Origin of the sequence: Nocardia sp. CY15 (assembly GCF_009829295.1) — a bacterium.
GTDB lineage: Bacteria > Actinomycetota > Actinomycetes > Mycobacteriales > Mycobacteriaceae > Nocardia > Nocardia sputi.
On record NZ_VUOT01000025.1, the window covers coordinates 82,815 to 106,373 of the forward strand.

The following is a 23,559-nucleotide window of genomic DNA, read 5'->3' on the forward strand; positions in this document are numbered from 1 at the left end:
AGGTGTCTCATGGCGCCTGTTCGGGCTGCCGGACCGCCCGCAGGTAGAACACCGCGGTGGCGAGCGAGATCGCCAGCACGATCAACGAGACCGCGCTGGCCACCGCGGGATTCTGCAGATTCGCGTACCACTCGTAGGTCTCACCCACCAGCAGGGGAAAGTCCCGCCCGGTCAGCGCCTGCGCCACAGCGAAAGCCTGCAGCGCGAGGATGGTCCGCAGGATCAGCGCCACCTGAAGGCTCGGCCCGAGCAGCGGCAACGTCACGTGCCGCGTCCGCTGCCAGAGATTCGCGCCGAACACCTGCGCGGCCTCGTCGTAGTCCCGCGGGATCATCTGCACGCCCGCCACCACGATCACGAACACCAGTGACGTCGCGCGCCAGATCTCGGCGACCACCACGGCGAGCAGCATGGTGCCCGCGTTCTGGTAGCTGAGCCACTGCACTCCGTCATCCGAGACCCCGATGCCGACCAGCAGCGAATTCAGGTAGCCGCGATTGTCGAAAACCGACAGCCATACCAGGCCCGCGGCCAGCTCGGAGACCGCGAGCGGCAGGCACCACAGGTAGAAGTGGCCGCCGGCGAAGCGCGGCCGCGCCTGCATGAGCAGCGCCATCCCGACGGCGAGCGCGAGCTGGACCGGCACCACGATGACGATCAGCAGGAGGGTGTTGCGCAGTGCGGTGCGGACATAGAGATCATCGATCAGTCGCCCCCAATTGGCGAGGGTGAAGCCGTGGTCGCCGCGGAACGCCTCCAGCACGCCCTGCACGAGCGGCCAGCCGAACAGCGCCGTCATCAGGGCGATCGAGGGCATCAGCAGCATCCACGGCGAGCGCAGTCGTGACATCATGGCTAGCCCACCCGGCACAGGTCGGCGGCGGGGTCGGGAGCCCAGCACGGCGCTTTCACATCGTCGAGGATGTTTTGCAGGACCCGTGCCTGCTGGTCCAGCGTGGAGCGAATATCGGCCCCGTCGAGCACGATCGAGCGGAAGCTGTCCTTGAAAACCTTGCTCACCTCGCCTTCACGCTGGCCCAGCCCGGCCGGAGGTAACGACAGAATGGCACCCGGCGCCTGCTGCTGCCTGCGCACCGCATCGGCCTCGAGCTGGATGGCCGGTGGCAGGTCGCTCGGGATCGCCGTGTCGACCGCCGGAAAGAAGCCGTTGGAACGGAGCAACCGCAACTGTGTTTCGGGGCGGGTGAGCGTGTCGATCGTCCGCTGCGCCAGTTCGGGGTCCGAGCTACCCGCGGGAATCGCGAGTCCGGCGATCACTGCCATGTAGCCGAGTCCGTGCGCAGCCCGGGGCGCGGGAAGCATCCGCCAATTGCGCGGATCGCGCTCCGGGGCGCGCGCGAGGCGCACGACGTGGTCCCACGCCAGACGAACCTCGCCGCTGTCGAGCGGCTCCTGCATGAAGTCGAAGTTCGTGCTCGCCGGGACGCAATTCGCCCACAGCTCACGCAGATACCGCCACGCCGTCACCGCCTCGTTCGAGCGGAAGGTGGTGATCTGGCCGCCGGTGAAGGAAGGCAGCAGGAAACCTTGGACGAATCGGTGCAGCAGACCCTTGGGGCCCGCGGGCAGGCCCAGCACAGGGCGATTGCCATTGCCGCGGCGCGCGGCGATGGCCCAGTCGAGGAACTGGTCATAGGACAGCGACACGGCATCCGCGCCGGACGGCAGGTGCTCGAGCGCATCCGCGTGTGCGGCAAGGACGTAACTCGCGGTCGCCCAAGGGATGTACCAAGTACGATCGGTGCCCACCCTGGCCAGTTCCAGGTAGTCGGCGGGCCAGCCGCGGGCGCCGAGGTCGGCGAGTAAGCCGGTGAGGTCTTCCAGATAGCCGTCGGCGAGCGGTGCGATGTCGCCGTGCAGGCCGCCCAGCAGGCCGATCTGCGTCGCGCCCGCGTGGACCTGACTACGCACCTGGCTCGCGAAGGGGCTCTCTTCGATGGTCACGTAGCCGACACCGGGTGCGGCATCGGCGAGCAGACCACGGAAGCGTTCCGCCTCGTCGGCGGGCCGGAACTGTGTGGACAGGAAGATCATTCCGCCCTTGCCGCTGGTGGCGAATCCGGTGCAGGCCGCGGCGGATAGGGCGGCCGCGCCGGAACCCGCCGCGCGCAAAAAGGATCTGCGCGTCAAACCGGGTACCGGCATGCATGGCTCCTCTTCGCGCACAACCTGTTTCAGGCAAATGTCAGGTTGGTCAACGTAAGTGCGCTGAGGGATATTGTCAATGTGCCTGCGTAACTTCGCCGCCGTCGAGCCGCACCTCGCCCGGCCATGTGCCCGGCCTGCTGTGTACGGCAGGCCCGCTGACGCGCCTCGAGTTGCAGGAACGCGCGGGGCTGTCGAGGTGGCGCTGGTCGAACGACTGGAAGCACTGCGCATCTCGGGCTCGTTCGCCGAGCCGGGCGCGACGGCGCTCTCGGCGCCAGGCCGAATCCTGCGGACCCGGGCGGAGCGAGCGGCTGATCACCGGCCCGATCCGCCCGAGGTCGGCTGCGTCATGCCGCAGGGGGCGTCAACACCGTGTCGATCATGTACACGGTGGCGTTCGCGGTTTGGAGTCCGCCGCAGATCACGCCGGCATCAGCCACTTTGAGATCGTCACCGTTGCCGGTCACGGTGACCGTGGAACCTTCGACGGTCTTGTGGTCCCCCGCGATCTCGCCCGGCCCCACCCGTCCTGGCACCACGTGATACGACAGGAGCTTGGTGAGCGCGGCCGAATCGGTCTTCAACGTTTCGATCGTCGCGGGATCGACCTTGGCGAAGGCCGCGTCGACCGGTGCGAACACGGTGGATTGTCCGCCGTCGAGGGTACCCACCAGGTTCACCTGCGGATTGAGCTGACCGGATATCGCGGCGACGAGCGTGGTGAGCATCGGGTTGTTCGATGCGGCGACCGATGCGGGTTCGGTCGCCATGCCGGTCACCGAACCCGGGCCAGTCGGCACCTGCTCGGCGTACGCGGCGCAGCCTGGGCCGACGGGAGCCGACGCGGGTGTTCCCGTCGACGGGGATGTCGTCGCCGTCGTCTCGGCGGCCGGACTGGTTGTCGAGGTCGCGGAGGATGTGTCGTTGTCATCCGCGCAGGACGCCGCCCCCAGGACGGTGGCGGTGAGGGCCGTAGCCAGCAGAAGTGATCGTTTCGCGTTTCGCATGTTCGGTTGCTTCCTTCGGATTGACCGCAGCGGTCGTGGTTGTCATTGCGCGCGAGTACCCAACCGCTGCGGCAGGCTGGAACAGCCACCGCCGCGTTCACGCGCCCCGTGCAGGAGAGCCGCACGAGCGGATGTTCACTTCAGGAAGTCTTGCACCGATCGCGCTCGAATGCATCGTTTCTGCGTCGATTGATGCTGAAAATTCGCTGTGAGTTCGCCTGACCGGTTCCGGCGACCTCCGAACCCTGCTGCTCGGGTGGTGCGCCGCGGCGATGGCTCCCCGCCGTAAGGCACCGCTGCATCTTCTGCCCGCCAGCGGCGTCCAGGTTCATGCCCTGCCGTTGATGGGTTCTTTGCTGTTCGACATCGGCGCATATCGGGAAAATAGGTGAGGCCGCACTCGGTAACGGACGAAGCATCGTCAGTGAGTCGGATGGCCTCCCTGGCGCGGTCGAGATTGCTTTCTATGAAGCGGCCTGGCGGCCTGTCCCCCACCGAACACTTTTGTAGCGACCATCGCATCCGGTGGCGGAGGGCATGCCACCGGGGAACCTGCTGCGCGGAGCGCCTGGCAGACTAGTGTCCGTGCTCGGGTGCGGTCTGCAGTTCGGGCGCGGCGGCGGCCAGCAATGCATCGCGGTCGCGGTTCAACGGAGGGTAGATACGCCGGGTGTTGATGGCGCGCTTGGTGTCTTTAGCCGCCTTGCCGCACGCGACCACGTGGCGGTCCCAGCCCTCGGTATACACCGCTCCTGCCGGTCCCAGATCGAGAACCGTGACATACCAGGGGATCCGCAACGGCTTCATGGGCTCGCCGAGAAGATCGCCGATGACGTTGTATCCGGCCCATCGGCCCATCGGGCGGCTGTGCTGGCAGGACATCACCGACATATGCTCGTCGTCCATTTGTGCGGCGGCGACGTCACCGGCGGCGAATACCCCGGGCACACCGCAGACCCGCAGATAATCGTCGACGGGGAGTCGACCCAGCCGGTCAAGGTCGACGCCGAAGTCCGCGGTCAGCGGGTTGGCCCGCATGCCGGCGCACCAGACGACGGTGGCAGCGGTCACCATTTCACCCGAGGAGAGCGTCACGCCGCGCTCACCGATGGCGACGACCCCGACGCCCAACCTGGTCTCGATCCCGGTGTAGGCCAGCGCCGCCTCGATGACCGGTCGCGCCGAGGCGCCCATGTCCGAGCCGACGAACGGATTGCGGTCGACCAGGATGACCCGCGGTGCGACGGCACGCGGGGCGAAGGCGTCGGCGAGCATCGCGGGCAGCTCAGTCGCTTCTTCGATGCCCGTCAAACCTGCCCCGACGACGACTACTGTCGCGGCCGCCGGGTCAGCGGGGCCCTGGGCAAGCCTGCGCAGGTGGGCTTGCAGTCCGGTCGCTGCGTCATGGGTGTCGATGTCGAAGCCGAACTCCCGCAGGCCGGGGATATCGGGCTTGACCACCCGGCTGCCCACCGCGAGCACCAGCCGGTCGTAGCCGTGAGCGCCCGCGGTGGATTCCACGACCCGCGCCACGGCATCGATCGCCGTCACTTCGCCGATGATGTGCTCGATTCCGACCGGATCCAGAAGAGCGCTCAATGGGATGCGGGCCGTGCTCAGATCGCTCTCGTAGTCACGCACGCGTATGTCGTGGTACGGAGTGGAACTGATCATCGTGACATCGACGGTTCCGACCGCCACACCGAGCTCGTCGAGCCGCCGCGCCGCCGCGAGCGCCGCCCACAGACCCGCAAACCCGGACCCGAGAACCACGACATGCGAAGGATCGGTCACCGCAGCGCGCTGCACATCGTCATTCTAATTACTCCGGCCGGACTTCGTGATCGTTGATGCCGCTGCTCACGGCGCTGGAGTCTCCGAGATTTCCGGCTGCTGACCCGGATCGGGCGTTGGCAAGCCGCGCGGGCGGAGCACCTTGCCGCCGATCCGGGCGGATCGACGGCGGGCGACAGGCGACAGCGGACCAGCGATACCCGCCTGGTAGGCGACTTCCTGGCGTGTCTCTACGCGAAGAAGTTAGGCGTTTGTGCATGCGTCGTCTATGGCGTTGCGCCGCGCGGGGACTCGGTGGCTCGCCGAGCCACCCGCGCGTGCGGGCCTGTCAGTAACGATCGATGGCGGGTGGCGTCAGCGTCGAGTCCCGGAGCGGACCGATCGTGTTCTCGAAGGCCTTGTGCCACGAGCCGTCGGCGATCATCTGCTCGATCGCGTCATTGATCTTGGCGCGGGTCTGCTGGTCGCCCTTCTTCAGGCCGATGCCGTATTTCTCGGTGGTGAACGCGTCGCCGACCAGCTTCAGTTCGCCCGACACCTGTCCGGCGAACCCTGCGAGGATGATGTCGTCGGCGGTCACCACGTCGACCGCACCGCTGCGTAGCGCTTGGACGCACTGCGAATAGTTGTCCAGTTCGACCAGCTGAACGTCTCTGGCGTAGTGGTCCTTGACATACTGCGCGGGAGTGGAGCCTTTGACCGAGCACAGTTTCTTGTTTCCGGCCAGCGACTCGACGCCGGTGATATCGGTGGTCTCGTTCCTCGCCAGCAGGGCCTGCCCGGCAACGAAGTACGGTCCGGCGAAGTCGACCTTCTGCTTGCGTTCGTCGGTGATCGAGTAGGTGGCCACGATGAAGTCCACCTCGCCATTCATGATCATCGCCTCGCGTTGCGCCGTCGGCGTCTCCTTGAAGGTGATGCCGCCGGGCGGTACGCCGAGCTTGCCGGCCACATACTTGGCGATCTCCACGTCGTAGCCTTGGTACGAGCCGTCCGCCTCGCGAAAGCCCAGGCCGGGCTGGTCGAACTTGATGCCGATAGTCAGCTTGCCCTCGCGCACGTGGTCTTCGGTGGTCGTGGTGTCGCTGCCGCCACCGCAGGCGGTGGCGACGAGGGCGACGGCGATCGCCCCGATGGCGAGGCGAAATGTTCGGTGCGTCCTCATCGAATTCGGTTCCCTCTCAGGCTGAGCTGCCAGGCCGGGCCCGGCCGCCGGGTGCTGACGACACGTCATGTTTCCCGGAAACTCCCGGTGCCCCCTATCGATGGCCTCCCCGCCAGTGGAAAGCTTGCCGACGCCGCCACTGCTGGCGATCTTCTCGGTTGCGGAGTGGTCGCTGCTGTGCTTCTAATGGGGCCGGTCACCCTCGAGACCAAGTTCGGAACGAGCGGACGGTGTGGTGGTCCGCTGACTGCTGGGAGTCACCATGACAACTGGATACGTGTGGAACACCCTCTACGGGTGGGCCGACACGGGTAGCGGAAGCCTGTTCCCGTCCGACGTCACGGTCGGTCTCCAGCCGATCGGCCACCACCTCGCGCACCCCGATACCAAGCGACGATTCCATGAATTGGTCGCGGTGTCCGGCCTGTTGGAGAAGTTGCATCCGATCGAGGCGGTGCCCGCTACCGAGGCCGACATACTGCGCGTGCACACGGTGCAACATCTGGAGCGGATCAAGGCCGAGAGCTTGCAACCGAAGGGCGGAGACGCCGGCGACGGGGTCTCGTCCTTCGGCAGGGGCGGGTACGAGATCGCCGCGCTTTCGGCGGGCGGCGCGATCGCGCTCGTCCAGCAAGTGCTCGACGGGACGGTCGACAATGGTTATGCGCTGGTCAATCCGCCGGGTCACCACGCGACCCGTGCTATCGGCATGGGCTTCTGCATCTTCAACAACGTTTCCGTCGCCGCCGCCTACGCGAAAGATGTTCTCGGTGTGCGGCGCATCGCCGTGGTGGACTGGGACGTCCACCACGGCAACGGCACCCAGGACATCTGGTATGAGGATCCCTCGGTGCTGACCATCTCGATCCACCAGCACCTCTGCTTCCCGCCGGAGTCCGGTTACCGGGAGGAGCGTGGCGCGGGCGACGGATACGGTTACGCGATCAATGTGCCGCTTCCGCCGGGCAGCGGCGACGCCGCGTATTCGCACGCGATCGACCGAGTGGTGGAGCCGGCGCTGCGCGCCTTCGCGCCCGAACTGATCCTCGTGGCGTCGGGCTTCGACGCGAGCATCCTCGATCCGCTGGCTCGGCAGATGGTCACCAGCGGCGGCTTCCAGCACCTGACCCGCCGGATGCTGGAGATCGCGGACGGAACCTGCGCGGGCCGCATCGCCTTCGTGCAAGAAGGTGGCTACAGCCCGCACTATGTTCCGTTCTGCGGGCTCGCGGTGGTGCGCGAGCTGCTCGGTGAAGAATTCGTGGACGATCCGTACACGCCGATCGTCTCGACGCAGGGTGGCGACGTCCTCCTCGAGCACGAGGCCACGGCGATCGAAGCCGCGGCGGACTTGGTCGCCGAGCTCTGATCCGCCAAGCAGTGTCCTCATAAGCCACATGAGTAGGGTCGCGAGGTTCAGCATGCCGCCGTAGGGGGTTGCTGTTTGTCGTATCGGGTGGCGATGGTCCGGTATTGCTCGAGCCGGTTGAAGCAGCGTTCGACGACCGCCGCTACAACGAACTCCTCGAACGCCTCGGCCATCACCTGCCGTGGGTGCATGCGCACGCATCGCTATTCACCGATCGCTGTTTACGTGGCCCAGGAGCGTGGCGTCATCCCGTCCGCCGGGCGGTGACGGCGAAGTTCAGCGGGATCCGAGGCGCCCCGTCCGGCAGCGCCCATTCTTGTGGGCAAGCAACGAGTTCCGGGGAAGCCACGCCAATCCATGTAGGGAAGTTCGGCTACTGCTTCGATGCGGAGTCCGGCCCGCAGTAGTGCGCCGATGACATCGCTCAGGGCGTGGCGCCACTCGTAGACGGTGACGTGGATGATCTGCCCGTCCGAGTTATCGGTGTAGCTGCCTGCGTTGTCGTAGGTTCGGCTGCCACCACCGCCGAGGTAGTCGTCGGTGATCTCCCAGGGCTGGAAGGCCATAGCTCCCAGGATGGGGTGATGATGATGTCGAAGCGCCGGTCGATGAACGCCGAGGCAAACCGTGCATCGCCCTCCACCCACGTGATGTCGCGGCCGTCGGCCTTGGCGAGCCGGGCGGCGTGGCGCAAGGAGTTGGGCGAGAGGTCGAGCCCGTGGACATCGACGGCGCCACATCGTCGAGGCCGCTCTGCGGCTCGTTGTCACCGGAGGTGTCGGCGCGGCGACCTTCCGGAAGGTCGCCGCGGAGGCCGGTCTGAACATCGGGTCGGTGCGCCACTACTTCACCGATCACGAATCGCTGGTCGTCGCCATGGCGACCGAGGTAGGAGACCGGATGGAGCGGCGTCTCACCCGTCACTGCGCACCCCCCCGGTTCGGGGACCGCCAGGCCGCGAAACGTCACCTGCTCGATGTACTCGACGAGTTGGTGCCCGTGGACGAGGAGAGGCATCGGGAATCCGTCGTTCTCCTGGAGATCATCGCCGCTTCGCGGTTGAACCCTGCATTCGCACCCGTGGTGCGACAGATGGCCTCGACCTGCACCAAGTGCTCGCCGAGGCGATCACCACGATGGGCGCCGCCGACCCTGCCCGGGAAGCCGTCCGCCTGGCCGCTCTCCGGCCTCTCCCTGAATGCCGTCACCCCCCACGGATCGGTCGAACCGGCAACAATTCGAGCCGTGTTGGAAGCGCACGTGGCAGAGCTGTGAGAACCCGCGTCCGGAACCGGAGCACGGGACGGCACACGAAACCTGTTGCAGCTCGACCCCCCATTCATGCCGCATACCGACCGCAGGGGTTTCGGCGAGACGCTTCGTGCAGAGCGGAAGCCATGAACCGTGACGCTGGTGGATTTGTGTCAGAAACTGCCGTAGTTACTGGTCGGCCCGCCGTGGTACTTCGACCAGATCGGCGGCTTGCTCGGGTCGTGTGGGTCCGGGATGATGATTTCGCCGGTGAGCCGCGCCCACCCGGATACCGCAGTCTTGTATTTCTCTTCCAACGCGCGCTTGGTCTCCTGCCCCCAGCGCACACGGGTGTATCGGTGTTCCGCCCGCTCCGCGGTCAATGCCGCGTGGACCTCCTGCGCCGTGTGCTCGCCGCTGCCTCCGTCGTCCAGGTTCCTCAGGTAGATCCAGAAGCTGCGTCCGCCCGAATACTTGCTGATCTCGTAGGACCACACCGTGCCGGACGCGTCGGCGATGGCCTCGGCTCGCTTCTGCCTGGCCTGTTCCTCCTCGCGCCGTTTGCGTTCCTTCTCCAGTTCGGCGAATTCCTTCAGGTACTCGGGGAGGTCACCGGTGCAATTCCGGTAGGCCGCAAGGGCGGTGTCGAAGTCCGATCGCAGTTGCACGCTCGCCTCGTCATATCCCCTGCGCAGCAACCAGTTCCGCCGCGCGTACCTGATCCGCCACCACAAGCCGCCCCGAAACGGCGCACGCAGGTGGAGACTGGCGGCTTCCTCGCGCTCCTGCAGGGCGCGGATCTCGACCAGCAGCCGGTGTGTCGCCGAGCACCACCGGTCGTGATCCTCAGGGCTCGCCCTGATGACCCTGTCCGAAGAGAAACCGGAACTACGGGAGCCATGGGCGCACAGCAGACGGCTGTGCTCACTGAGTTCGGTGCCGACCACGTTGACCGTCCAGCCGCCAAGCAGCTTCCCGAGGTCCGTGACATAGAGTTCGCGCTCCATAGACCCATTCACCTGACCGGTGAATCGATCGTGCGACCGCCGATTGTGATCTTGCCCGAGATACGTCTTGCTTGGACTACCTTGCCTTGCACGCTACCGCCAATCGAATTCGCGCCGGCCGAGCTGAGCTGGCCGACATCACCGTTCATCGAATTCGCGCCCGCCGAGCTGAGCTGGCCGACGTCACCGTCGATCGAATTCGCCGGGCCGAGCTGGACGACGTCGCCGTAAACATCGCCTGTGATGGTCGCGCCCTCCCACATGACCACACTGCCGTACACATTGCCCTCGATGGTCCCGCCCTTCATGAACACATCACCACGCACGTAAGCAGCAGCGGCACCAGCGCGAGGACGCCACCGATTACCGCGAAGGTCGCTATGGTCCGTCGGTGCGGATCGGGTTCGTATCCCAGCCCTTTACCGCCACCGGCGCCGAGCACCTCGTCCATCGTCACCCTCCAGTGCGCTGTGCTGGAGCCGGCACGAGCGCCGCCTCGGGACTACTACTTTGGGCGACGAGTCCTGTACGCACCTTGCACTAACCTTGAATCAGCAGGTGAGACGGGTCCTTGACGGAGTCAGGAGAATGCTGTGGGGGTCGAGTTCGCCGTGCTCGGCGACGTTCGCGTCCAGGTCGACGGACGGGATCTCGACATCGGGCACGCTCGCCGACGGACCGTGCTCGCCATCCTGCTCGTCGAGGCAGGTCGGATCGTGACCGCCGACCAGCTCGTCGACCGTGTCTGGGGTGAGCATCCTCCCGTACGGGCTCGACATACGCTCTACAGCTACCTGTCTCGGCTCAGGGCCGTGCTGGAGGACGACGTCGCGGGATTCGACATCGCTCGCCGGGACGGCGGGTATGTGCTGCACATCGACACCGAAACCGTCGACATGCACCTGTTCCACAGCCTTCTCGGACAGGCTCGCGGAGCGGCGGAAGGACGGCGAGCGCTGGCCCTGTTCGACCGTGCCCTTCGAATGTGGCGAGGCGTGCCCTTCGACCGGCTGGACAGCCCGTGGCTGGCGTCGGTGCGCGACCGACTGCGGGAAGAGCGGTTCACCGCCGAGATTCAGCGTTACGACGTCGCACTGAACCTCGGGATGCACACCGAACTGCTGACCGAGCTGACGACCGCGACGGCGGCGAACCCGTTCGACGAGCGGCTCGCCGGTCAGCACATGCTCGCCCTGTACCGATGCGGACGCCGGACGGAGGCATTGACGCGGTACCGCACGTTTCGTACCCGGCTCGTGGCGGAGATAGGCGTCGAACCCGGCGATCAACTGCGACGTCTGCACCAGCAGATGCTCGCCTCGGAGGTACCGCCTCCTCCCGCCGAACGGCGAACGGTGGAGGTCTGGGAGCCGGTGCCGCGGCAGTTACCGGCACCGTCACCGTGGTTCGTCTCCCGTACTCGCGAACTCGGTCTGCTCCAGGACGCACTGAACGCCGCCGCGGGCATCGTCGTGGTGACGGGGACCGGCGGGGCGGGCAAGACGTCGTTGGTGCTGCACTGGGCGCACCGCGAGGCCTGGAGATTCCCGGACGGACAGCTCTACGTGAACCTGCGCGGATTCGACCGAGTTGGCAGCCCGTTGCCTCCGACGGATATGTTGCAAGGTTTCCTGGAAGCACTCGGCGTGCAGCCAGAGCAGATCCCGGCCGGTCTGGACGCGCGGGCCGCGCTGTACCGCAGCCTGCTGGCGGGCCGACGAGTGCTCGTGGTGCTGGACAACGCCTACGACGCCGAACAGGTCAGACCTCTGCTCCCCGGCGAGGCGAACTGCCTCACGGTGATCACCAGTCGGGACCGGTCTTCCGGCTTGGTCGCCCATGAGGGGGCGGTGCCCGTTCCCTTGACCGTGCTCGACGAGACCGAAGCCGTGTCGCTTCTCACCAGGCGATTGGGACCCGACCGGGTTGCCGCCGAACCCGACGCGGTGGCACGGCTCGTCGCGCACGCCGCACGACTTCCATTGGCCCTGGCGGTGGTGGCGGGCCGCGCGGTGAGCAACCCGGCGTTCCCGCTGAGCGCGCTCGCCGGTGAACTGCGTAACGAGCGAGCGCGGCTGGACGCGCTGGAGACAGACGACAAAACGTCGGGCGTGCGAGCGGTGTTCTGCTGGTCCTACCGCACGCTGAGTCCCGAAGCGGCCCGGTTGTTCCGGCTGCTGAGCCTGCACCCCGGCCCCGACTCGGACCGGTTCGCCGCGGCTTCACTCGCCGGGATCGACCTGTCGCACACCCGCACGCTGTTGCACGAGCTGACGCGGACGCACCTCGTGGACGAGCACCGCCCCGGCCGCTTCCGCTCGCATGACCTGCTCCGCGCGTATGCGGCGGAACTGGCCGAGCTGGAGGACACCGAGCACGACCGGCGAATGGCACTGCGACGATGCCTCGACTTCTACCTGCACACCGGGTTCGCCGCCGAACGGCATCTGGCACCGCACTGGCCACCGATCGAACCCACCGCAGCGCAGGACCACATCCCGCACCTGCCCATCACGAACTACCACCAGGCCATGGAATGGCTCACCGCGGAGCACGACACGCTGCTGGCCGCGACGGCTGAGGCAGTCCGCGCAGGCCTGGACGTGCACGCATGGCAGTTGCCCTGGGTGCACAGCACGTACCTGAGCAGGCGAGGATATCTGGCGCACCGCGCCGAGTCGCAGCGCACGGCACTCGCAGCCGCCGACCGCCTGTGCGACGACGACGCCCGGGCCTCTTGTCACCACCTCCTCGGCAGAGCCGAAATCCTGTTGGGCAATCAGGACGAGGCTCTCGAGCACCTGCAATGCGCCCTCGGCCTCTACACGCGCCTCGGCGACACCACCGGTATGGCCATCACCCATTTCTCCCTCAGCTCGGCCTACGACCTGGGCCAGCGCCACACGAGGGCACTGCTGCATGCCCGCGACGCGCTGCGGCTGTTTCGCGAGGCGAGCGACCACGTTTGGGAGGCATTCACCCTCACCGCCATCGGCTGGTGCCACGGCAACGCAGGCCACCACGCGCAAGCCCTCGCCCACTGCATCGAGGCGAAACCACTACTGGACCGGATCGGAGACCGAGACGGCACCGCCCACAACCTCCACTGCCTCGGGCGCGCACACCACAATCTCGGCCAGTACACCGAGGCCGCGCGGTGCTACCGCGACTCGCTCGTCCTGTTCCGCGAACTGGACAGCCCTTACCTGGAGGCGAAGAGCCTCAACCACCTCGGCGATGCATTGCAGGCGGCGGGTGACCATTCCGGAGCGTTCGAAGCATGGACCCGAGCGCTCGATGTCCTCGAACCGCTGGCCCACCCGGACGCCGTCGAGGTCGAAACGAAGCTCCTCGACGCCGGCGTGGGCCGGTAGTCGATATACCGAACTTACATCTGAGGCCACCTGCGAAACTCGAACAGGATGAACCCGGTGCGCTTCCGGCCGCGCACCGTATGATCCGACGCGCGGGTGTCGGCTCCTTCCCACGACCAGCGACCGCACCGCGATCGCCTTTGCGGCGTCTGCACGGCTGTCGAGGACAGTGGCTCGGCCTGGACCCACTTGTGTCCCGGCGATTTCATGGAGAACACCCTGATCTGGTCGGCCGGGGCGCAGCTGATGCAGGTGACCAATCCCGATTCCACACTGTGGGATCGGCGCCTGGAGACACGCACGCTCCGAAGGCCGTGTCCTCTACCACGGTAGGTTTCGAGACGCCACTCCGACAGGTTCTACGAGACCTGTGATATTCGTTACGCCCAAGAGGCGCGACGGTTCGATGATGGAGGGGCTCGATGAAACCGCATTACGTGTATCGGTGGGTCAACAATCACGGGTTGATCCGCCTGTTCAATACGATACTGCTCCGTCGTGGTGATCTGTTCGCTCGGTTGATCGGCAGCGCGGAGGGTATCGAGAATCCGTACGGTCTGATCGAGGAGATGCGCGGGGAGGGTGGGTTACACCGTGCCCTTCCGGTATGGATCACCTTCGATCACGATATGGTCCGGGAAATCCTGCGCGACAACCGTTTCGGTGTCGGGATACCGACCGTATTCGGTATCCCGCAGCCCGTGCTGCGCGCGCTGGAGCATCGGCCCCTCCCACCGAATCCGGTGGACCCGCCGTCGATGCTGGTGATCGACCAGTCCGAGCACACGCGGATGCGCAAACCGGTCACCGCGGCATTCACCCCGCGTGCCGTCGCCCGACTGCGTGACAGGATCGAGACGGTCACCGAGGAACTGCTCGCTGCCCTCCCCGACGACGGCCCCGCCGACCTGGTGGCGCGGTACGCGGCGCAGGTGCCCATCGCCATCATCTCCGAGATGCTCGGCTTCCCGGACTCCGACCGCGAGATGTTCTTGCGCTGGGGTGACGACATCAGTCCGTTGCTCGACCTCGGGATCTCCTGGCAGACGCACCAGCGGGCGATGGAGTCCTCGGAGCGAGTGCACCGGTATCTCATCGAGCACGTCGAGCGACTCCGCGCCGAACCCGGCGACGATATCCTCAGCAGCCTGGTCACCGCAGGCGAACTGTCCACCTACGAACTGTGCGCGTCGGCGACCCTGCTGATGGCCGCAGGCTTCGAGACCACGGTCAACCTGATCGGCAAGGGCATCATCTGGCTGCTCCGTCACCCCGAGCAGGTGGACCGGTTGCGCGCCGCGCCGGAACTCTGGCCCAATGCGGTGGAGGAGATCCTCCGGATCGATCCGCCGGTGCAGACCACCGCTCGCACCACGCGGACAGCGCTGGAGATCGGTGGTGTCCGGTTGCGCGAGAGGTCGACCGTGGTGCTGTCGCTGGCCGGCGCGAACCGCGACCCCGCCGTGTTCACCGACCCGGCCCGTTTCGACATCACCCGGGACAACGCCAAGAATCATCTGTCCTTCGGCAGCGGTACCCACGTGTGCCTGGGCGCCGCTCTGGCCCGTATGGAAGCGACGCATGCCCTGCGCGCGCTGTTCGAGGCGTTTCCGAACCTGCGATTGACCGATCCGCCCACCCGGAGGCCGCTGTTCACCCTGCACGGTTACGAACGCCTTCCCGCACACACCGGTCCACGCGTCCGCAGCCACCAGCCCATTGGCTGACTCGTTGAACTCACGCAGGTCGGTGGTGTGGGAGCTGCCCGGGCGGGCGGCAGCACTTTCAGCACGGCGACGGCCAGTGCCCCAGGTCGCGAGCGCGGAGTCGTGACGTCACCCTCCTGGTAAGGGAAGGCGCAGTTCTGTGACGGCGATGGCGGCGTCGACCACGGGCAGGTGCGGGTCCGCGCGGGCGGCCCGGGTGAATATCGCGACCGCGACGGGGTGCTCGCCGGGAAATTCGACGACCGCTACCTCGTTGCGGATGACCCCGATTGTTCCGGTTTTACCTGCGACCGACACACTGCGGTAGGGGAATCCGGCGGTGACGCGGTGCGGCCAGACTTGGTAGCGACAGCCAGCCCCCGACCCCGCGGGCGATCTAGCGCCGCGACTGTCCCTCAGCGTGACGAGCCGGAATCGCGCGGCGCCCACCCGCGGCCGCCTGCCCTCGCGGCCGCGGGTGGGCCGCGGCTTCCAACCCGTCACGGGTCTTGCGGGCGACATCGCGGCGACGGTCTTCGCCCAGCGCGAGTGCCGGATCGAACGTGGTTGGCTGCGTTGGGATGCGAAGGCGTCGGTGCGTCGATGATCGTGGCAATCAGGCCGGTCACCCATCGTTCGCCGGGCGTGGCGCAGGCGTCGTGCCCTCGCGTCGAGGCGTCCAGGCTGACGAATGTGGTGTGTTCGGCGGCTTCGGCGGCCATGACGGTGTTGAGTTGGCCGGTTTCGGCCCGCAGATAGCTGGCGTCGGCCGCCCAGAGCGGATGGGTGCTGCGGCAACTGTCGAGGCAGATGGCCGCGGGGTAGCCGACGAGGACGATCGTGGTGTGGGCGGCGCGGCGGCGGATCTATTCACCTGTACGTGCGGGGCTGGTAGTGCGCTGATGAAGGCGCACAGGTGCCCATCGACGCAGTCTGGATTGACGATCGAGCTGAGGTGACCGGCCTCGGGCACGATCACCAGCTCGGCACCGGGTATCCGGGCGGCGGCGCGCACCTTGTGTCGCAGAGGAATCATACGGTCTTCGGCGCCCGCGATGACCAGGACCCGGGCGCGCCCGAGAGCCGAGAGGCCGGCGCTGTGGTCACAGGTCGACACATCGGCCAGCAATGACAGCAACGTCATCGTTCGCAGGGAAGCAATCAGCCTGCGGGCCCGATGTAGCGAGACGAACGGCGTGCGCCTGCTCGGCACGGTCCGACCTCCGGCGAGTTCAGGGTGTCGGCGTTCGCTGGTGTCGGTGAGCAGGCGACGCAGCGGGGGTATCGCCCACCAGAGCATCCGCACCACCGGACCGACAACGAAATCAGGTAGGCGCAAGGCGATTCCACCCCATCCTCGCGCAACACAGTCCAGGAGTGCTACTCCGGCCACCTGGCGCCCGAACAGCTCTGGACGCTGTTCGGCCAAGGCGGACACCGCCATCCCTCCCAGTGAGTGCGCGACGATCACTACCGGACGCTCGGATGCGATAGTGTCGATGACCGTTCCGATATCACGCCCTAGCTGCGCGACCGTCGCACGGCCGGTCACCGGTTCGTCGGAGCGGCCGTGCCCACGGTGGTCGAACAGCACGATGCGGCCCAGGTCGGCGAGAGTCGCGCGCTGATGGCCCCAATAGATCAAGCCGGTATTGATACCGTTGACGAAGAGGAGGGTGTGCGGACCGGCCGGGTCTCCGTCGAGTTCGACATGCAGTCCGACGCCGTCCTCGGTGATGATCCGCATCTCATCCATGCCGAGGATTATGCGTCAAGTTTCGGATTGCTTGTACGCCAGCATTATTCGTCCGAAGGTTTGTTGACATACAGGGGGACTTACTGTGGCGCAGGGGTCGGCGTTGATAGTGCATCTGACCGATGTTTTCGCGCCCCGCGTCGGGGGCATCGAGGTGCTGGTCGAGTCCCTGGCTCGCGCACAGACCGCTGTCGGCGAGGAAGTTCACGTGATCACCGGGACCGTCGGCGGCAGCGACTCGGAACTGCCCTTTCGGGTCCACCGGGCACGCCGAATGACCGACGTGCGCGGCATACTTCGGCGACTGCGGCCCAGTGTCGTGCACATTCATGTGAGTGTGGCGTCACCGCTGGCGGTCTACTCCGCGCACCACGCGCTTCGGTTGTGTATCCCGCTCGTGGTCACGGTGCACAGCATGTGGGATCCCCCGGTCCGGGCCTGCTACAGCCTGCTCGGGCGGCTGGCGGGCTGGCACGACGGCATGGTGTTCACGGCGGTGAGTACAGTCGTCGCCGATCAGGTCGGGCGGGCGTTGTCCAGTACTCCCGTTGTAGTGCCCAACGCGGTGTCAACCGACCTGTGGGAGGCACCGTACACGAGTGGCGCCGGTCTGCATGTCGTATCGGTGGGCAGGCTGGTCACGCGCAGGCAACCGTTGAAGCTGCTCGAGGTGCTTCGGTTGGCGCAGGACCGGCTGGCCGGTGAGGTGCGGGTGCGCGCCACGATCGTCGGCTCGGGCCCGCGCCGCGGTGCGATGCTCCGCTATCTGCGCAGGCATGGCATGGCCGAGTGGGTGCGATTGGTGGGTTCGCAGGATCATCGGGCGGTGCGCGAGATCTTGGCGTCGGCGGATGTGTACTTGAATGTCACCCGCCGCGAGGCCTTCGGGTTGGCGACTTTGGAGGCTCGAACGGCCGGTGTTCCAGTGATCGCTCGATCCGGCACCGGCGTCGCGGATTTCGTCGAGGACGGCCGCGAGGGCCTGCTGGGCCGCTCCACCGAGGACCTCGTCACCGCACTGGTATCGCTGGGCCGGCGACGGACGCTGCGCGATCGCATCAGCGCCCATAATCGAGCCGTACCCCCTGCCGAATTCAGTTGGCCTGTCGTATTGGATCGGCTGCGTACTTGCTACGACGATGCCGCACGGCGCGTCACCGCACCGGCCAACGGGAAGGACGCGCTCGGATGATCTCGCCAATCCATGTTGCCCGCATCGGGTGGAGCAACGTCGAACATTTCCGAAAACGGTTCGTCAATACGACGATCAGCGGTCTTGCTCATGACCTCTCGCGGGCCGTCCGGCTGTTGCACCGGGATCCGCCGACGCGTACGGTGCCTGCCCGCGCCGAGCGCGTGGTCATCACCTTGTCGACTGTGCCGCACCGTGTGCAGTACCTGGGTCCGGTGCTGCGCAGCCTGCTCGACCAGACCGAACCCGCTGATCGGTTGGTACTTACGTGGCCGCGGCACTCGCTACGCACGGGTGACCCTTACCCGCAACCGCCGGCACTGCCGTCGGGTGTGGAGGTGCTGCGGTGCACGGATCTGGGCCCAGCGACAAAACTGCTGCCCACGCTGCTCGCCGAGCCGGACGCCGTCATCGTGGTGGTCGACGATGACGCGATCTATCCGGATACGTTCGTCGCGGATCTGCTCGCGGGGCATCGCGCGGAGCCGAAAGCCGCTGTGGGAGTGCGTGGATCGAGCGCGTGGATCGACCGCGATCCACGCTATTCCGGACATGTATGCGGAACCGCGGTGTCCGAGGCCACCCCAGTCGATGTGCTGATGGGTATGTGGGGATATTTGATCCCGCCTGGAGCGCTGGACGATGATGTCCACGATTTCGACGGCTGGCCGCCGGAAATGCGATGGCAGGACGACGTGTGGATCTCCGGGCACCTGGCGCGCCGGGGTGTGCGGCGGTTGGTGACACCGATACGCGGTGTGCCGATCGAGGCGGCGGGCGCGTTCGTGGGCGCGCTGCATCACACAGTGAACAGGTCCGGCCGTAACGAGGCCGTCGCCCTCAGCATCTTCCGAGACCGGTGGGGACCGTCGGCAGAATCACCGACGAAGGACCGCTGGGGTCGCGAATGAGTTCGTAGGCGGTGGGGTCCGGCTGCCGCATGTAGCGCGGAACCGCTGCTCCGCACACTTGCACGCGCAACCGATGGCCAGCGGCGAAACGGTGCGCGATCGGCCACAACTCGAGCCGGACATCGTCCGCATCGGTTGGTGGCTCGACCCGCCGTATGCCTTCGCAGATGTTGAAAGATCGCCCACCGGGATGGACGTCGCACACGCGCACGACGACATCGGAGACGCCACGCCCGCGCTGCGGGTGTGCGGTGGCTATGCGCAACCGAAGCTCGGCGACCACCGTTCCGATGATCTCGAGCGGTGCGCCGAGCGGGTCGCTGGTGTAGGTCAGCAGGTCGGGTCGACTTTCGATCTGCCGACAGTCCTGTGGCCGCGAGACCCCGACGATCACGGGACCACGGGGAGCGGGCGTGGGGTCCGCAGGGTCGTATCGGAAATGATCGCTTCCCGCCTGCTCAGCAGATACACGCGACAGCCGCCCGAACTCACGCAAATGCCATCGTACGAGGCTGGTTCCGGGTGGAGGCCACGAAACGTATTCGCGCCAGCGCCGGACTCCGGTGACGAACAGACGAACGGGCCTGCGAGACGGGCTATCCTCGCTTCCACGCAGATGGGTGTCGAACCACTGCCGGGCCTCACGATTCGCGACGACGAATTGGCGGAGGTTGTAATGCCCCCATGGTCCGATGGTGAGTCGCGGCGCACCACCGGCCGCACTCAATGCGACATAGTCGCGGACGAGGCCCGGCAGGAAGATGTCGTACCAGCCGCCGACGAGATGCACCGGTATTCCGGCGCACTCCGCGGGTGCACGAGCGTGGTCGAGAAGTTCCCGCAACGGGCTGCCCGCGCCGATGTCGGCGATCACGGCTTGATAGAACGAGACCGTTCGACCGCTGGTCAGCACATCCAACTCCGCGGCCGGGCGCCCCGACGCGATCGCCCGGCGCGCTCGACGGGGCGCCCGCAGCGCGGTGATGAAACTGTGATTCGAACACCAGATCAGCACGGACTCCAGCGCAGTCGAACCGCCGGTGAAGATCGTGTCCGCAACCGATGAGGCCGCGGCATGAACTGAAACAGCGAGCAATTCGGGGATGTCCGCCGCGATAGCCCAGTGCGCGAACCCCATCGCGCTCATGCCATGCAACGCCAACCTGCCGTCGAACCACACCTGACCTCGAAGCCACTCGATCGTCGCCAACCCGTCGGCACGCTCGGTGCTCAGCGGCAGCACATCCTCGCCCGAACGGCCGTCCTGCACCACCACCTGAAATCCCGCGCGCGCGAAGTACAACCCATAGATGACGCCAAGCGGTCGGCGTCCCATAGGGGATCGCACCAGGATGGTCGGTCCGGGTGCAGCCGACGCACGGTAGTACCGGTCGGCGAGCAGGCGTTCACCATCCGGCATCGGAACGGACAGGTCTCTCTCAATCCGCAGGTCAAACATTCCGCTGGACAAACCATTCCGTGCCGCAGATTCGTCGGAACAGCGGCATCGGTAGCCGCCGCAACAAGCGCAGGGTGCGCAAGCCGTCACCGCCACCCGCCTGGCTGGCATGGGCCATCATGCTGGCGCGCTTGACGCTCGCATGGCGGCGCACGTCGACCCGGTGGGTGATGTCCGCGCCGGGGACAAAGCTCGTGCTGAACCGATCCATCGCTACCCCCGCGGGCAACAATCCCACAGCATGTATCAAGCGCAATACCCGCAGTAGCCGATCGCGATCGACTGTCGCCTCCAGCAACAACGGTGTGGCGGCCTGCCGCGCCGCCGCCGCAACCACCCGATTGACCTGCACGTGATCGGGATGCCCGTAACCTCCGGATGAGTCATAGGAAGTGACCACACCCGCCCGCTCCTCGATCAAGAGGGCGGCAAGCCGCTCGGCCGCCTGGGCGACAGGGACGCCGCAGAAGCCGCCTGGCACATGACCGTCGAGTCCGGAATCCGCGTACCCCAGGAATTCCACCCGGTCGCATCCCAGGACCGCGGCTGATGCCAACGCCTCCGCCTCGCGACGCGCTGCGAGCTGCGGACCTGGTGGCGAATCCGCGAGTCCCGCGGCGCCATCGGTCGCGAACACGACGACGGTGCGCCGTCCGGCCTCGCTGACCCTGCGCATCGTTCCCGCCGTCAACAGTGACTCGTCATCGGGATGGGCGTGCACGAAGACCCACGGCGTATCCGGCGCACCGAGCCACTCCACAGCGGTTTGGGATGTCACGGTTCGCGCCGATCCCGTGCGTGATTCTCCGCGACGTCCAGGGCCACAGCCTCGGCCGGGGTGAGTGCGGACCCGCCGAGATGACGGGGTTGCCACCACTGTCCCGTCCCGGAATCGGGATACTCCCGCTGTGCCCGGTCCAAAAGATCCTTCATACGGTCACGCAACTGGATGGTGACGTAGTCAGGGTCGTCGTCAGCCGCGGGGAACATCGGCTCACCCACGATAACCGTGAGTGGTAGACCCCGCTGACCGAGCTCACGGTGGTGGGTGGTCCACAGCCGCTGCGTGCCCCACACCGCCACCGGCACCAGCGGCACCCCGCACCCTGCCGCCAACCGTGCTGCTCCCGTCCGCAACCGCTGGACGGTGAACGATCGCGCGATCGTCGCCTCCGGAAACACCCCGATGAGCTCCCCTGCGGCCAGTGCGGCGGCCGCGGCGCGGTAGGCCTCGCCATCACCGCCGGAACCCACCGCGATGTGCCGCATACTGCGCATCGCAGCGCCATATACCCGATGGTCGAAATGTTCCCGCGTCGAGAGGAACCTCGCCACCCGGCCCACCTTGTCCGCAGCAAGCGCGATAGCGAAAGGGTCCAGATACGACACGTGATTGCTGGCCACCACCACACCCCCGACAGGGGGCAGGTGTGATTCATCGACTATCCGAGTCCGCAGGCGCAATACGCGCTGAGCGGCCTTCACCATGAAAACCGCGAAAGGATAGACGATTTCATCCACAATCCGAATCTAGCCCTTACGAGCCGGTACCGAGTGTGCTGGGGTCGTGCGATCGCTGCCGCCGGACGGCTATCGCCGTACGGACCTGACTCGGCCTGCGGCGTCGGCGGCTCATCACGCCGGGGAGCAGGTCGGTGCGGCCCGGCCGGCGCAGTCAGGTACTCACCGGCGTGATGCGGCAGCCGCGGTGCCGCGCCTACGCGCGAGAAGTGGCGATTACTGCTTGCGTACGACCAATTCCAGCGCGATGTTGTCCGGGTCGCGGAATTCGAGAATGTACATGGGACCGAGGTCTTTCACTCCCGCGTGCGCGATGCCGAGTTCGTCGAGCAAGGCAGCCGCCGAATCGAGATCCGACCGAGTGGCGAGGGCGAAGGCGAGGTGGTCGAGTCCCACTCGATCTTCGTCGAACTCGTCGCTGGCGACGGGGCGAAGTCCGAGCAGCGCATCACCCATCTGGTAGATCACACCGCCGAAGAGGAACCCGAAGCGCGCACGGGTGTCTTCGTCCGCGTCCACGGGACATTCCCAGGCGATCGGCCATCCGAAGACGGCGTCATAGAAGGCCCGGGATCTGTCGATGTCGGTCACTGTCAAGCGGACATGGTCGAACGAACTGGTGGCGATCGGCATGATCGAGATCCTGTCATGATCGCCCGGCTCGGTTCAGGCGACCTGTCTTCAGCGTCCTCATCCGCGTTTCTCGCGCTGACCTCTGCGTTGATTTTTCCGGGGAGGTCGTTGCGCCGGTGCTTACCGAAGTGCGGCCGCAATGGTGTCGACTCGGTTGGTCCAGACCAGACCGGTGAAACCAGCCGGGATTCGGCCGAGGGCTTCGGGAGTGTCGAAGCCCTCGGAGAACCCGCCGGATCCGGCGACCAGCACGATCCGGGCGTCCGCGTCGGCCATGCGTTCGGCGAATCGGTGCGGCCAGCCCCACAGCCAGGGCGCGTAGCCTTCGGGAATATGCAGTTGGGTGTGGCGGCAGGCGCCGGGGGCCGCGCCGGTCCATCCCAGGGCCTCGTACCGGCCCAGGCAGTCGATCATGATCTGTTTGGACATGACGCGCATGTCCGGCAAGCGCTCATGGACAGCCGCGACCGGTTCGTCGCCGCCGTAGACGGTGAGCCGGTCCGGTTTTTCAGCGGCGAGCCGATCCGCCAGGGCCGCGCCCTCGGCGGGGTCGTTGCTCTTGATGTGGATCAGCAGCGACTGGGTGGGGAAGGTGGCGAGCACCTCGTCGAGCGTGGGCATGAGACCGACGCCCCTCCCACGGAACGGGTAGGTTTTGCCGCCGTCGGCGGTATAGCCGTACCCGATATCGAGTTTTCGCAGCTCATCCATGGTGTGGTCACGGGTGGTGCCGGTGCCGTCGGTGCGGCAGTCGAGCGTCCAGTCGTGGAAGACCGCGAACTCGCCGTCGGCGGTCCAGTGGACGTCGAACTCGACCTGATCCGCGCCCGAGTCGAAGGCGGCCTGAATCCCGGCGATGGTGTTCTCCAGATAGTCGTGCACCGGCGGATTGATACGCGAGGCGGTGCAGGTGTCGGCGTCGACGCCGTCCATGGCGAAGGTCTGCGCCATTCCGCGATGTGCGAGCACCAGCGGCCTGCCCTCGGGCTCGGCCGCGAGCAGCGTTGTGTTGTTGGCGAACAGGAACCCGGCCAGCAGCGCGATCACTGTGACGGGCATCCAGTAGCGCTTCTTCTTCCAGCGGCGCTGTGGGGCGGCGAGCGATACATTCTCGGGCTCGGGCATGCCGGGTATCCTTGCACGTCTGTGACGCAACCGGCGAGTGCGGACCGAAGGCCGGGCGACATTGTGCGCCTTGGCTTTCCAGATCATTGGAGCGAACCGGCCTGGGTCTTTTGCGGGGCT

Annotated in this window: 22 protein-coding genes and 3 pseudogenes; 8 read left to right on the top strand and 17 right to left on the bottom strand. The window is 66.6% G+C overall.

Annotation, left to right across the window (positions count from 1 at the left end; all coding sequences use genetic code 11):
* Positions 1-7: 7 nt before the first annotated feature.
* The 3 genes from GVY39_RS24530 to GVY39_RS24540 all read right to left on the bottom strand — a co-directional run bounded on the left by GVY39_RS24530 (position 8) and on the right by GVY39_RS24540 (position 3,176).
* A complete protein-coding gene (locus tag GVY39_RS24530; protein WP_201295327.1) occupies positions 8-853 on the bottom strand; it encodes a carbohydrate ABC transporter permease in 846 nt (281 codons plus the stop codon).
* A gap of 2 nt (positions 854-855) precedes the next feature.
* Complete coding sequence (locus GVY39_RS24535) at positions 856-2,166, bottom strand: extracellular solute-binding protein (protein WP_159928466.1); 1,311 nt, start codon at positions 2,164-2,166, stop codon at positions 856-858.
* 350 nt (positions 2,167-2,516) lie between these two features.
* Positions 2,517-3,176, bottom strand: coding sequence for a fasciclin domain-containing protein (locus GVY39_RS24540; RefSeq protein ID WP_159928464.1), 660 nt, complete (start codon positions 3,174-3,176; stop codon positions 2,517-2,519).
* Here GVY39_RS24540 and GVY39_RS34030 point away from each other — a divergent pair.
* A complete protein-coding gene (locus GVY39_RS34030) occupies positions 3,155-3,388 on the top strand; it encodes a hypothetical protein (protein ID WP_195070901.1) in 234 nt (77 codons plus the stop codon). The two genes, GVY39_RS24540 and GVY39_RS34030, sit on opposite strands and share 22 nt — an antisense overlap.
* A 364-nt stretch (positions 3,389-3,752) precedes the next feature.
* On the opposite strand, the gene GVY39_RS24545 is transcribed toward GVY39_RS34030, so the two are convergent.
* A complete protein-coding gene (locus GVY39_RS24545) occupies positions 3,753-4,970 on the bottom strand; it encodes an NAD(P)/FAD-dependent oxidoreductase (RefSeq protein ID WP_159928576.1) in 1,218 nt (405 codons plus the stop codon).
* A gap of 328 nt (positions 4,971-5,298) precedes the next feature.
* A complete protein-coding gene (locus tag GVY39_RS24550) occupies positions 5,299-6,135 on the bottom strand; it encodes a glutamate ABC transporter substrate-binding protein (protein WP_159928462.1) in 837 nt (278 codons plus the stop codon).
* Between the two features lie 262 nt (positions 6,136-6,397).
* On the opposite strand from GVY39_RS24550, the gene GVY39_RS24555 reads away from it, so the two are divergent.
* Complete coding sequence (locus GVY39_RS24555; protein ID WP_159928460.1) at positions 6,398-7,504, top strand: class II histone deacetylase; 1,107 nt, start codon at positions 6,398-6,400, stop codon at positions 7,502-7,504.
* A gap of 47 nt (positions 7,505-7,551) precedes the next feature.
* On the opposite strand, the gene GVY39_RS24560 is transcribed toward GVY39_RS24555, so the two are convergent.
* Positions 7,552-7,695, bottom strand: a complete 144-nt coding sequence (locus GVY39_RS24560; protein ID WP_159928458.1) for a hypothetical protein — start codon at positions 7,693-7,695, stop codon at positions 7,552-7,554.
* 53 nt (positions 7,696-7,748) lie between these two features.
* A pseudogene (locus tag GVY39_RS24565) lies at positions 7,749-8,246 on the bottom strand (class I SAM-dependent methyltransferase); the annotation flags it as partial.
* An 11-nt stretch (positions 8,247-8,257) separates the two neighbouring features.
* Here GVY39_RS24565 and GVY39_RS34590 point away from each other — a divergent pair.
* Positions 8,258-8,323 (top strand): annotated as a pseudogene (locus GVY39_RS34590) (hypothetical protein); the annotation flags it as partial.
* Between the two features lie 15 nt (positions 8,324-8,338).
* Positions 8,339-8,779 carry a TetR family transcriptional regulator C-terminal domain-containing protein gene (locus GVY39_RS24570; protein WP_236565639.1) on the top strand — a complete coding sequence of 147 codons (441 nt, stop codon included), beginning with the start codon at positions 8,339-8,341 and terminating at the stop codon, positions 8,777-8,779.
* A 149-nt stretch (positions 8,780-8,928) separates the two neighbouring features.
* Here the strand turns inward: GVY39_RS24570 and GVY39_RS24575 are convergent, their stop codons facing one another.
* The 3 genes from GVY39_RS24575 to GVY39_RS24585 are packed head-to-tail and all read right to left on the bottom strand — an operon-like array spanning position 8,929 to position 10,213.
* The gene (locus tag GVY39_RS24575; RefSeq protein ID WP_159928456.1) at positions 8,929-9,762 is read right to left on the bottom strand and encodes a hypothetical protein; all 834 of its coding nucleotides are present in this window, start codon (positions 9,760-9,762) and stop codon (positions 8,929-8,931) included.
* An 8-nt stretch (positions 9,763-9,770) separates the two neighbouring features.
* On the bottom strand, positions 9,771-10,070 hold the full coding sequence (locus GVY39_RS24580; protein ID WP_159928454.1) for a hypothetical protein: 300 nt from the start codon (positions 10,068-10,070) through the stop codon (positions 9,771-9,773).
* Positions 10,067-10,213 carry a hypothetical protein gene (locus GVY39_RS24585; protein ID WP_159928452.1) on the bottom strand — a complete coding sequence of 49 codons (147 nt, stop codon included), beginning with the start codon at positions 10,211-10,213 and terminating at the stop codon, positions 10,067-10,069. The genes GVY39_RS24580 and GVY39_RS24585 overlap by 4 nt, the downstream gene beginning before the upstream one ends.
* A gap of 142 nt (positions 10,214-10,355) precedes the next feature.
* Here GVY39_RS24585 and GVY39_RS24590 point away from each other — a divergent pair, with 142 nt between their 5' ends.
* Together GVY39_RS24590 and GVY39_RS24595 are read left to right on the top strand one after the other, a co-directional pair.
* Entirely contained in the window at positions 10,356-13,136 is a 2,781-nt protein-coding gene (locus GVY39_RS24590; RefSeq protein WP_159928450.1) for a BTAD domain-containing putative transcriptional regulator, read from the top strand.
* A 422-nt stretch (positions 13,137-13,558) separates the two neighbouring features.
* A complete protein-coding gene (locus tag GVY39_RS24595; protein WP_159928448.1) occupies positions 13,559-14,863 on the top strand; it encodes a cytochrome P450 in 1,305 nt (434 codons plus the stop codon).
* Positions 14,864-14,971: 108 nt separating this feature from the next.
* Here the strand turns inward: GVY39_RS24595 and GVY39_RS24600 are convergent.
* Together GVY39_RS24600 and GVY39_RS24605 are read right to left on the bottom strand one after the other, a co-directional pair.
* A pseudogene (locus tag GVY39_RS24600) lies at positions 14,972-15,205 on the bottom strand (serine hydrolase); the annotation flags it as partial.
* 262 nt (positions 15,206-15,467) lie between these two features.
* Positions 15,468-16,598, bottom strand: coding sequence for an alpha/beta fold hydrolase (locus GVY39_RS24605; RefSeq protein ID WP_159928446.1), 1,131 nt, complete (start codon positions 16,596-16,598; stop codon positions 15,468-15,470).
* 109 nt (positions 16,599-16,707) lie between these two features.
* On the opposite strand from GVY39_RS24605, the gene GVY39_RS24610 reads away from it, so the two are divergent.
* A complete protein-coding gene (locus GVY39_RS24610) occupies positions 16,708-17,790 on the top strand; it encodes a glycosyltransferase family 4 protein (protein WP_236565644.1) in 1,083 nt (360 codons plus the stop codon).
* Entirely contained in the window at positions 17,787-18,701 is a 915-nt protein-coding gene (locus GVY39_RS24615; protein WP_159928442.1) for a hypothetical protein, read from the top strand. Before GVY39_RS24610 ends, GVY39_RS24615 begins: the two co-directional genes overlap by 4 nt.
* Here the strand turns inward: GVY39_RS24615 and GVY39_RS24620 are convergent.
* From GVY39_RS24620 to GVY39_RS24640, 5 genes are all read right to left on the bottom strand, one after another.
* Entirely contained in the window at positions 18,631-20,271 is a 1,641-nt protein-coding gene (locus tag GVY39_RS24620) for a CocE/NonD family hydrolase (RefSeq protein ID WP_370523823.1), read from the bottom strand. The genes GVY39_RS24615 and GVY39_RS24620 overlap by 71 nt on opposite strands.
* Complete coding sequence (locus GVY39_RS24625; RefSeq protein ID WP_201295326.1) at positions 20,153-20,938, bottom strand: PIG-L deacetylase family protein; 786 nt, start codon at positions 20,936-20,938, stop codon at positions 20,153-20,155. Before GVY39_RS24625 ends, GVY39_RS24620 begins: the two co-directional genes overlap by 119 nt.
* Positions 20,935-21,681: a 1-acyl-sn-glycerol-3-phosphate acyltransferase gene (locus GVY39_RS24630; RefSeq protein ID WP_201295325.1), complete on the bottom strand. Its 747-nt coding sequence runs from the start codon at positions 21,679-21,681 to the stop codon at positions 20,935-20,937. The genes GVY39_RS24625 and GVY39_RS24630 overlap by 4 nt, the downstream gene beginning before the upstream one ends.
* Positions 21,682-21,897: 216 nt before the next feature.
* Positions 21,898-22,314, bottom strand: a complete 417-nt coding sequence (locus GVY39_RS24635; protein ID WP_159928438.1) for a VOC family protein — start codon at positions 22,312-22,314, stop codon at positions 21,898-21,900.
* A gap of 120 nt (positions 22,315-22,434) precedes the next feature.
* A complete protein-coding gene (locus tag GVY39_RS24640; RefSeq protein ID WP_159928436.1) occupies positions 22,435-23,439 on the bottom strand; it encodes a glycerophosphodiester phosphodiesterase family protein in 1,005 nt (334 codons plus the stop codon).
* Between the last annotated feature and the right edge of the window lie 120 nt (positions 23,440-23,559).

Bases quoted from the DNA above. Each gene is read 5' to 3' on its own strand.
- GVY39_RS24530 (WP_201295327.1), bottom strand. From the start codon at position 853: ATGATGTCACGACTGCGCTCGCCGTGGATGCTGCTGATGCCCTCGATC.
- GVY39_RS24535 (WP_159928466.1), bottom strand. From the start codon at position 2,166: ATGCCGGTACCCGGTTTGACGCGCAGATCCTTTTTGCGCGCGGCGGGT.
- GVY39_RS24540 (WP_159928464.1), bottom strand. From the start codon at position 3,176: ATGCGAAACGCGAAACGATCACTTCTGCTGGCTACGGCCCTCACCGCC.
- GVY39_RS24550 (WP_159928462.1), bottom strand. From the start codon at position 6,135: ATGAGGACGCACCGAACATTTCGCCTCGCCATCGGGGCGATCGCCGTC.
- GVY39_RS24555 (WP_159928460.1), top strand. From the start codon at position 6,398: ATGACAACTGGATACGTGTGGAACACCCTCTACGGGTGGGCCGACACG.
- GVY39_RS24560 (WP_159928458.1), bottom strand. From the start codon at position 7,695: ATGCACCCACGGCAGGTGATGGCCGAGGCGTTCGAGGAGTTCGTTGTA.
- GVY39_RS24575 (WP_159928456.1), bottom strand. From the start codon at position 9,762: ATGGAGCGCGAACTCTATGTCACGGACCTCGGGAAGCTGCTTGGCGGC.
- GVY39_RS24580 (WP_159928454.1), bottom strand. From the start codon at position 10,070: ATGAAGGGCGGGACCATCGAGGGCAATGTGTACGGCAGTGTGGTCATG.
- GVY39_RS24585 (WP_159928452.1), bottom strand. From the start codon at position 10,213: ATGGACGAGGTGCTCGGCGCCGGTGGCGGTAAAGGGCTGGGATACGAA.
- GVY39_RS24595 (WP_159928448.1), top strand. From the start codon at position 13,559: ATGAAACCGCATTACGTGTATCGGTGGGTCAACAATCACGGGTTGATC.
- GVY39_RS24605 (WP_159928446.1), bottom strand. From the start codon at position 16,598: ATGGATGAGATGCGGATCATCACCGAGGACGGCGTCGGACTGCATGTC.
- GVY39_RS24615 (WP_159928442.1), top strand. From the start codon at position 17,787: ATGATCTCGCCAATCCATGTTGCCCGCATCGGGTGGAGCAACGTCGAA.
- GVY39_RS24620 (WP_370523823.1), bottom strand. From the start codon at position 20,271: ATGCCAGCCAGGCGGGTGGCGGTGACGGCTTGCGCACCCTGCGCTTGT.
- GVY39_RS24635 (WP_159928438.1), bottom strand. From the start codon at position 22,314: ATGCCGATCGCCACCAGTTCGTTCGACCATGTCCGCTTGACAGTGACC.
- GVY39_RS24640 (WP_159928436.1), bottom strand. From the start codon at position 23,439: ATGCCCGAGCCCGAGAATGTATCGCTCGCCGCCCCACAGCGCCGCTGG.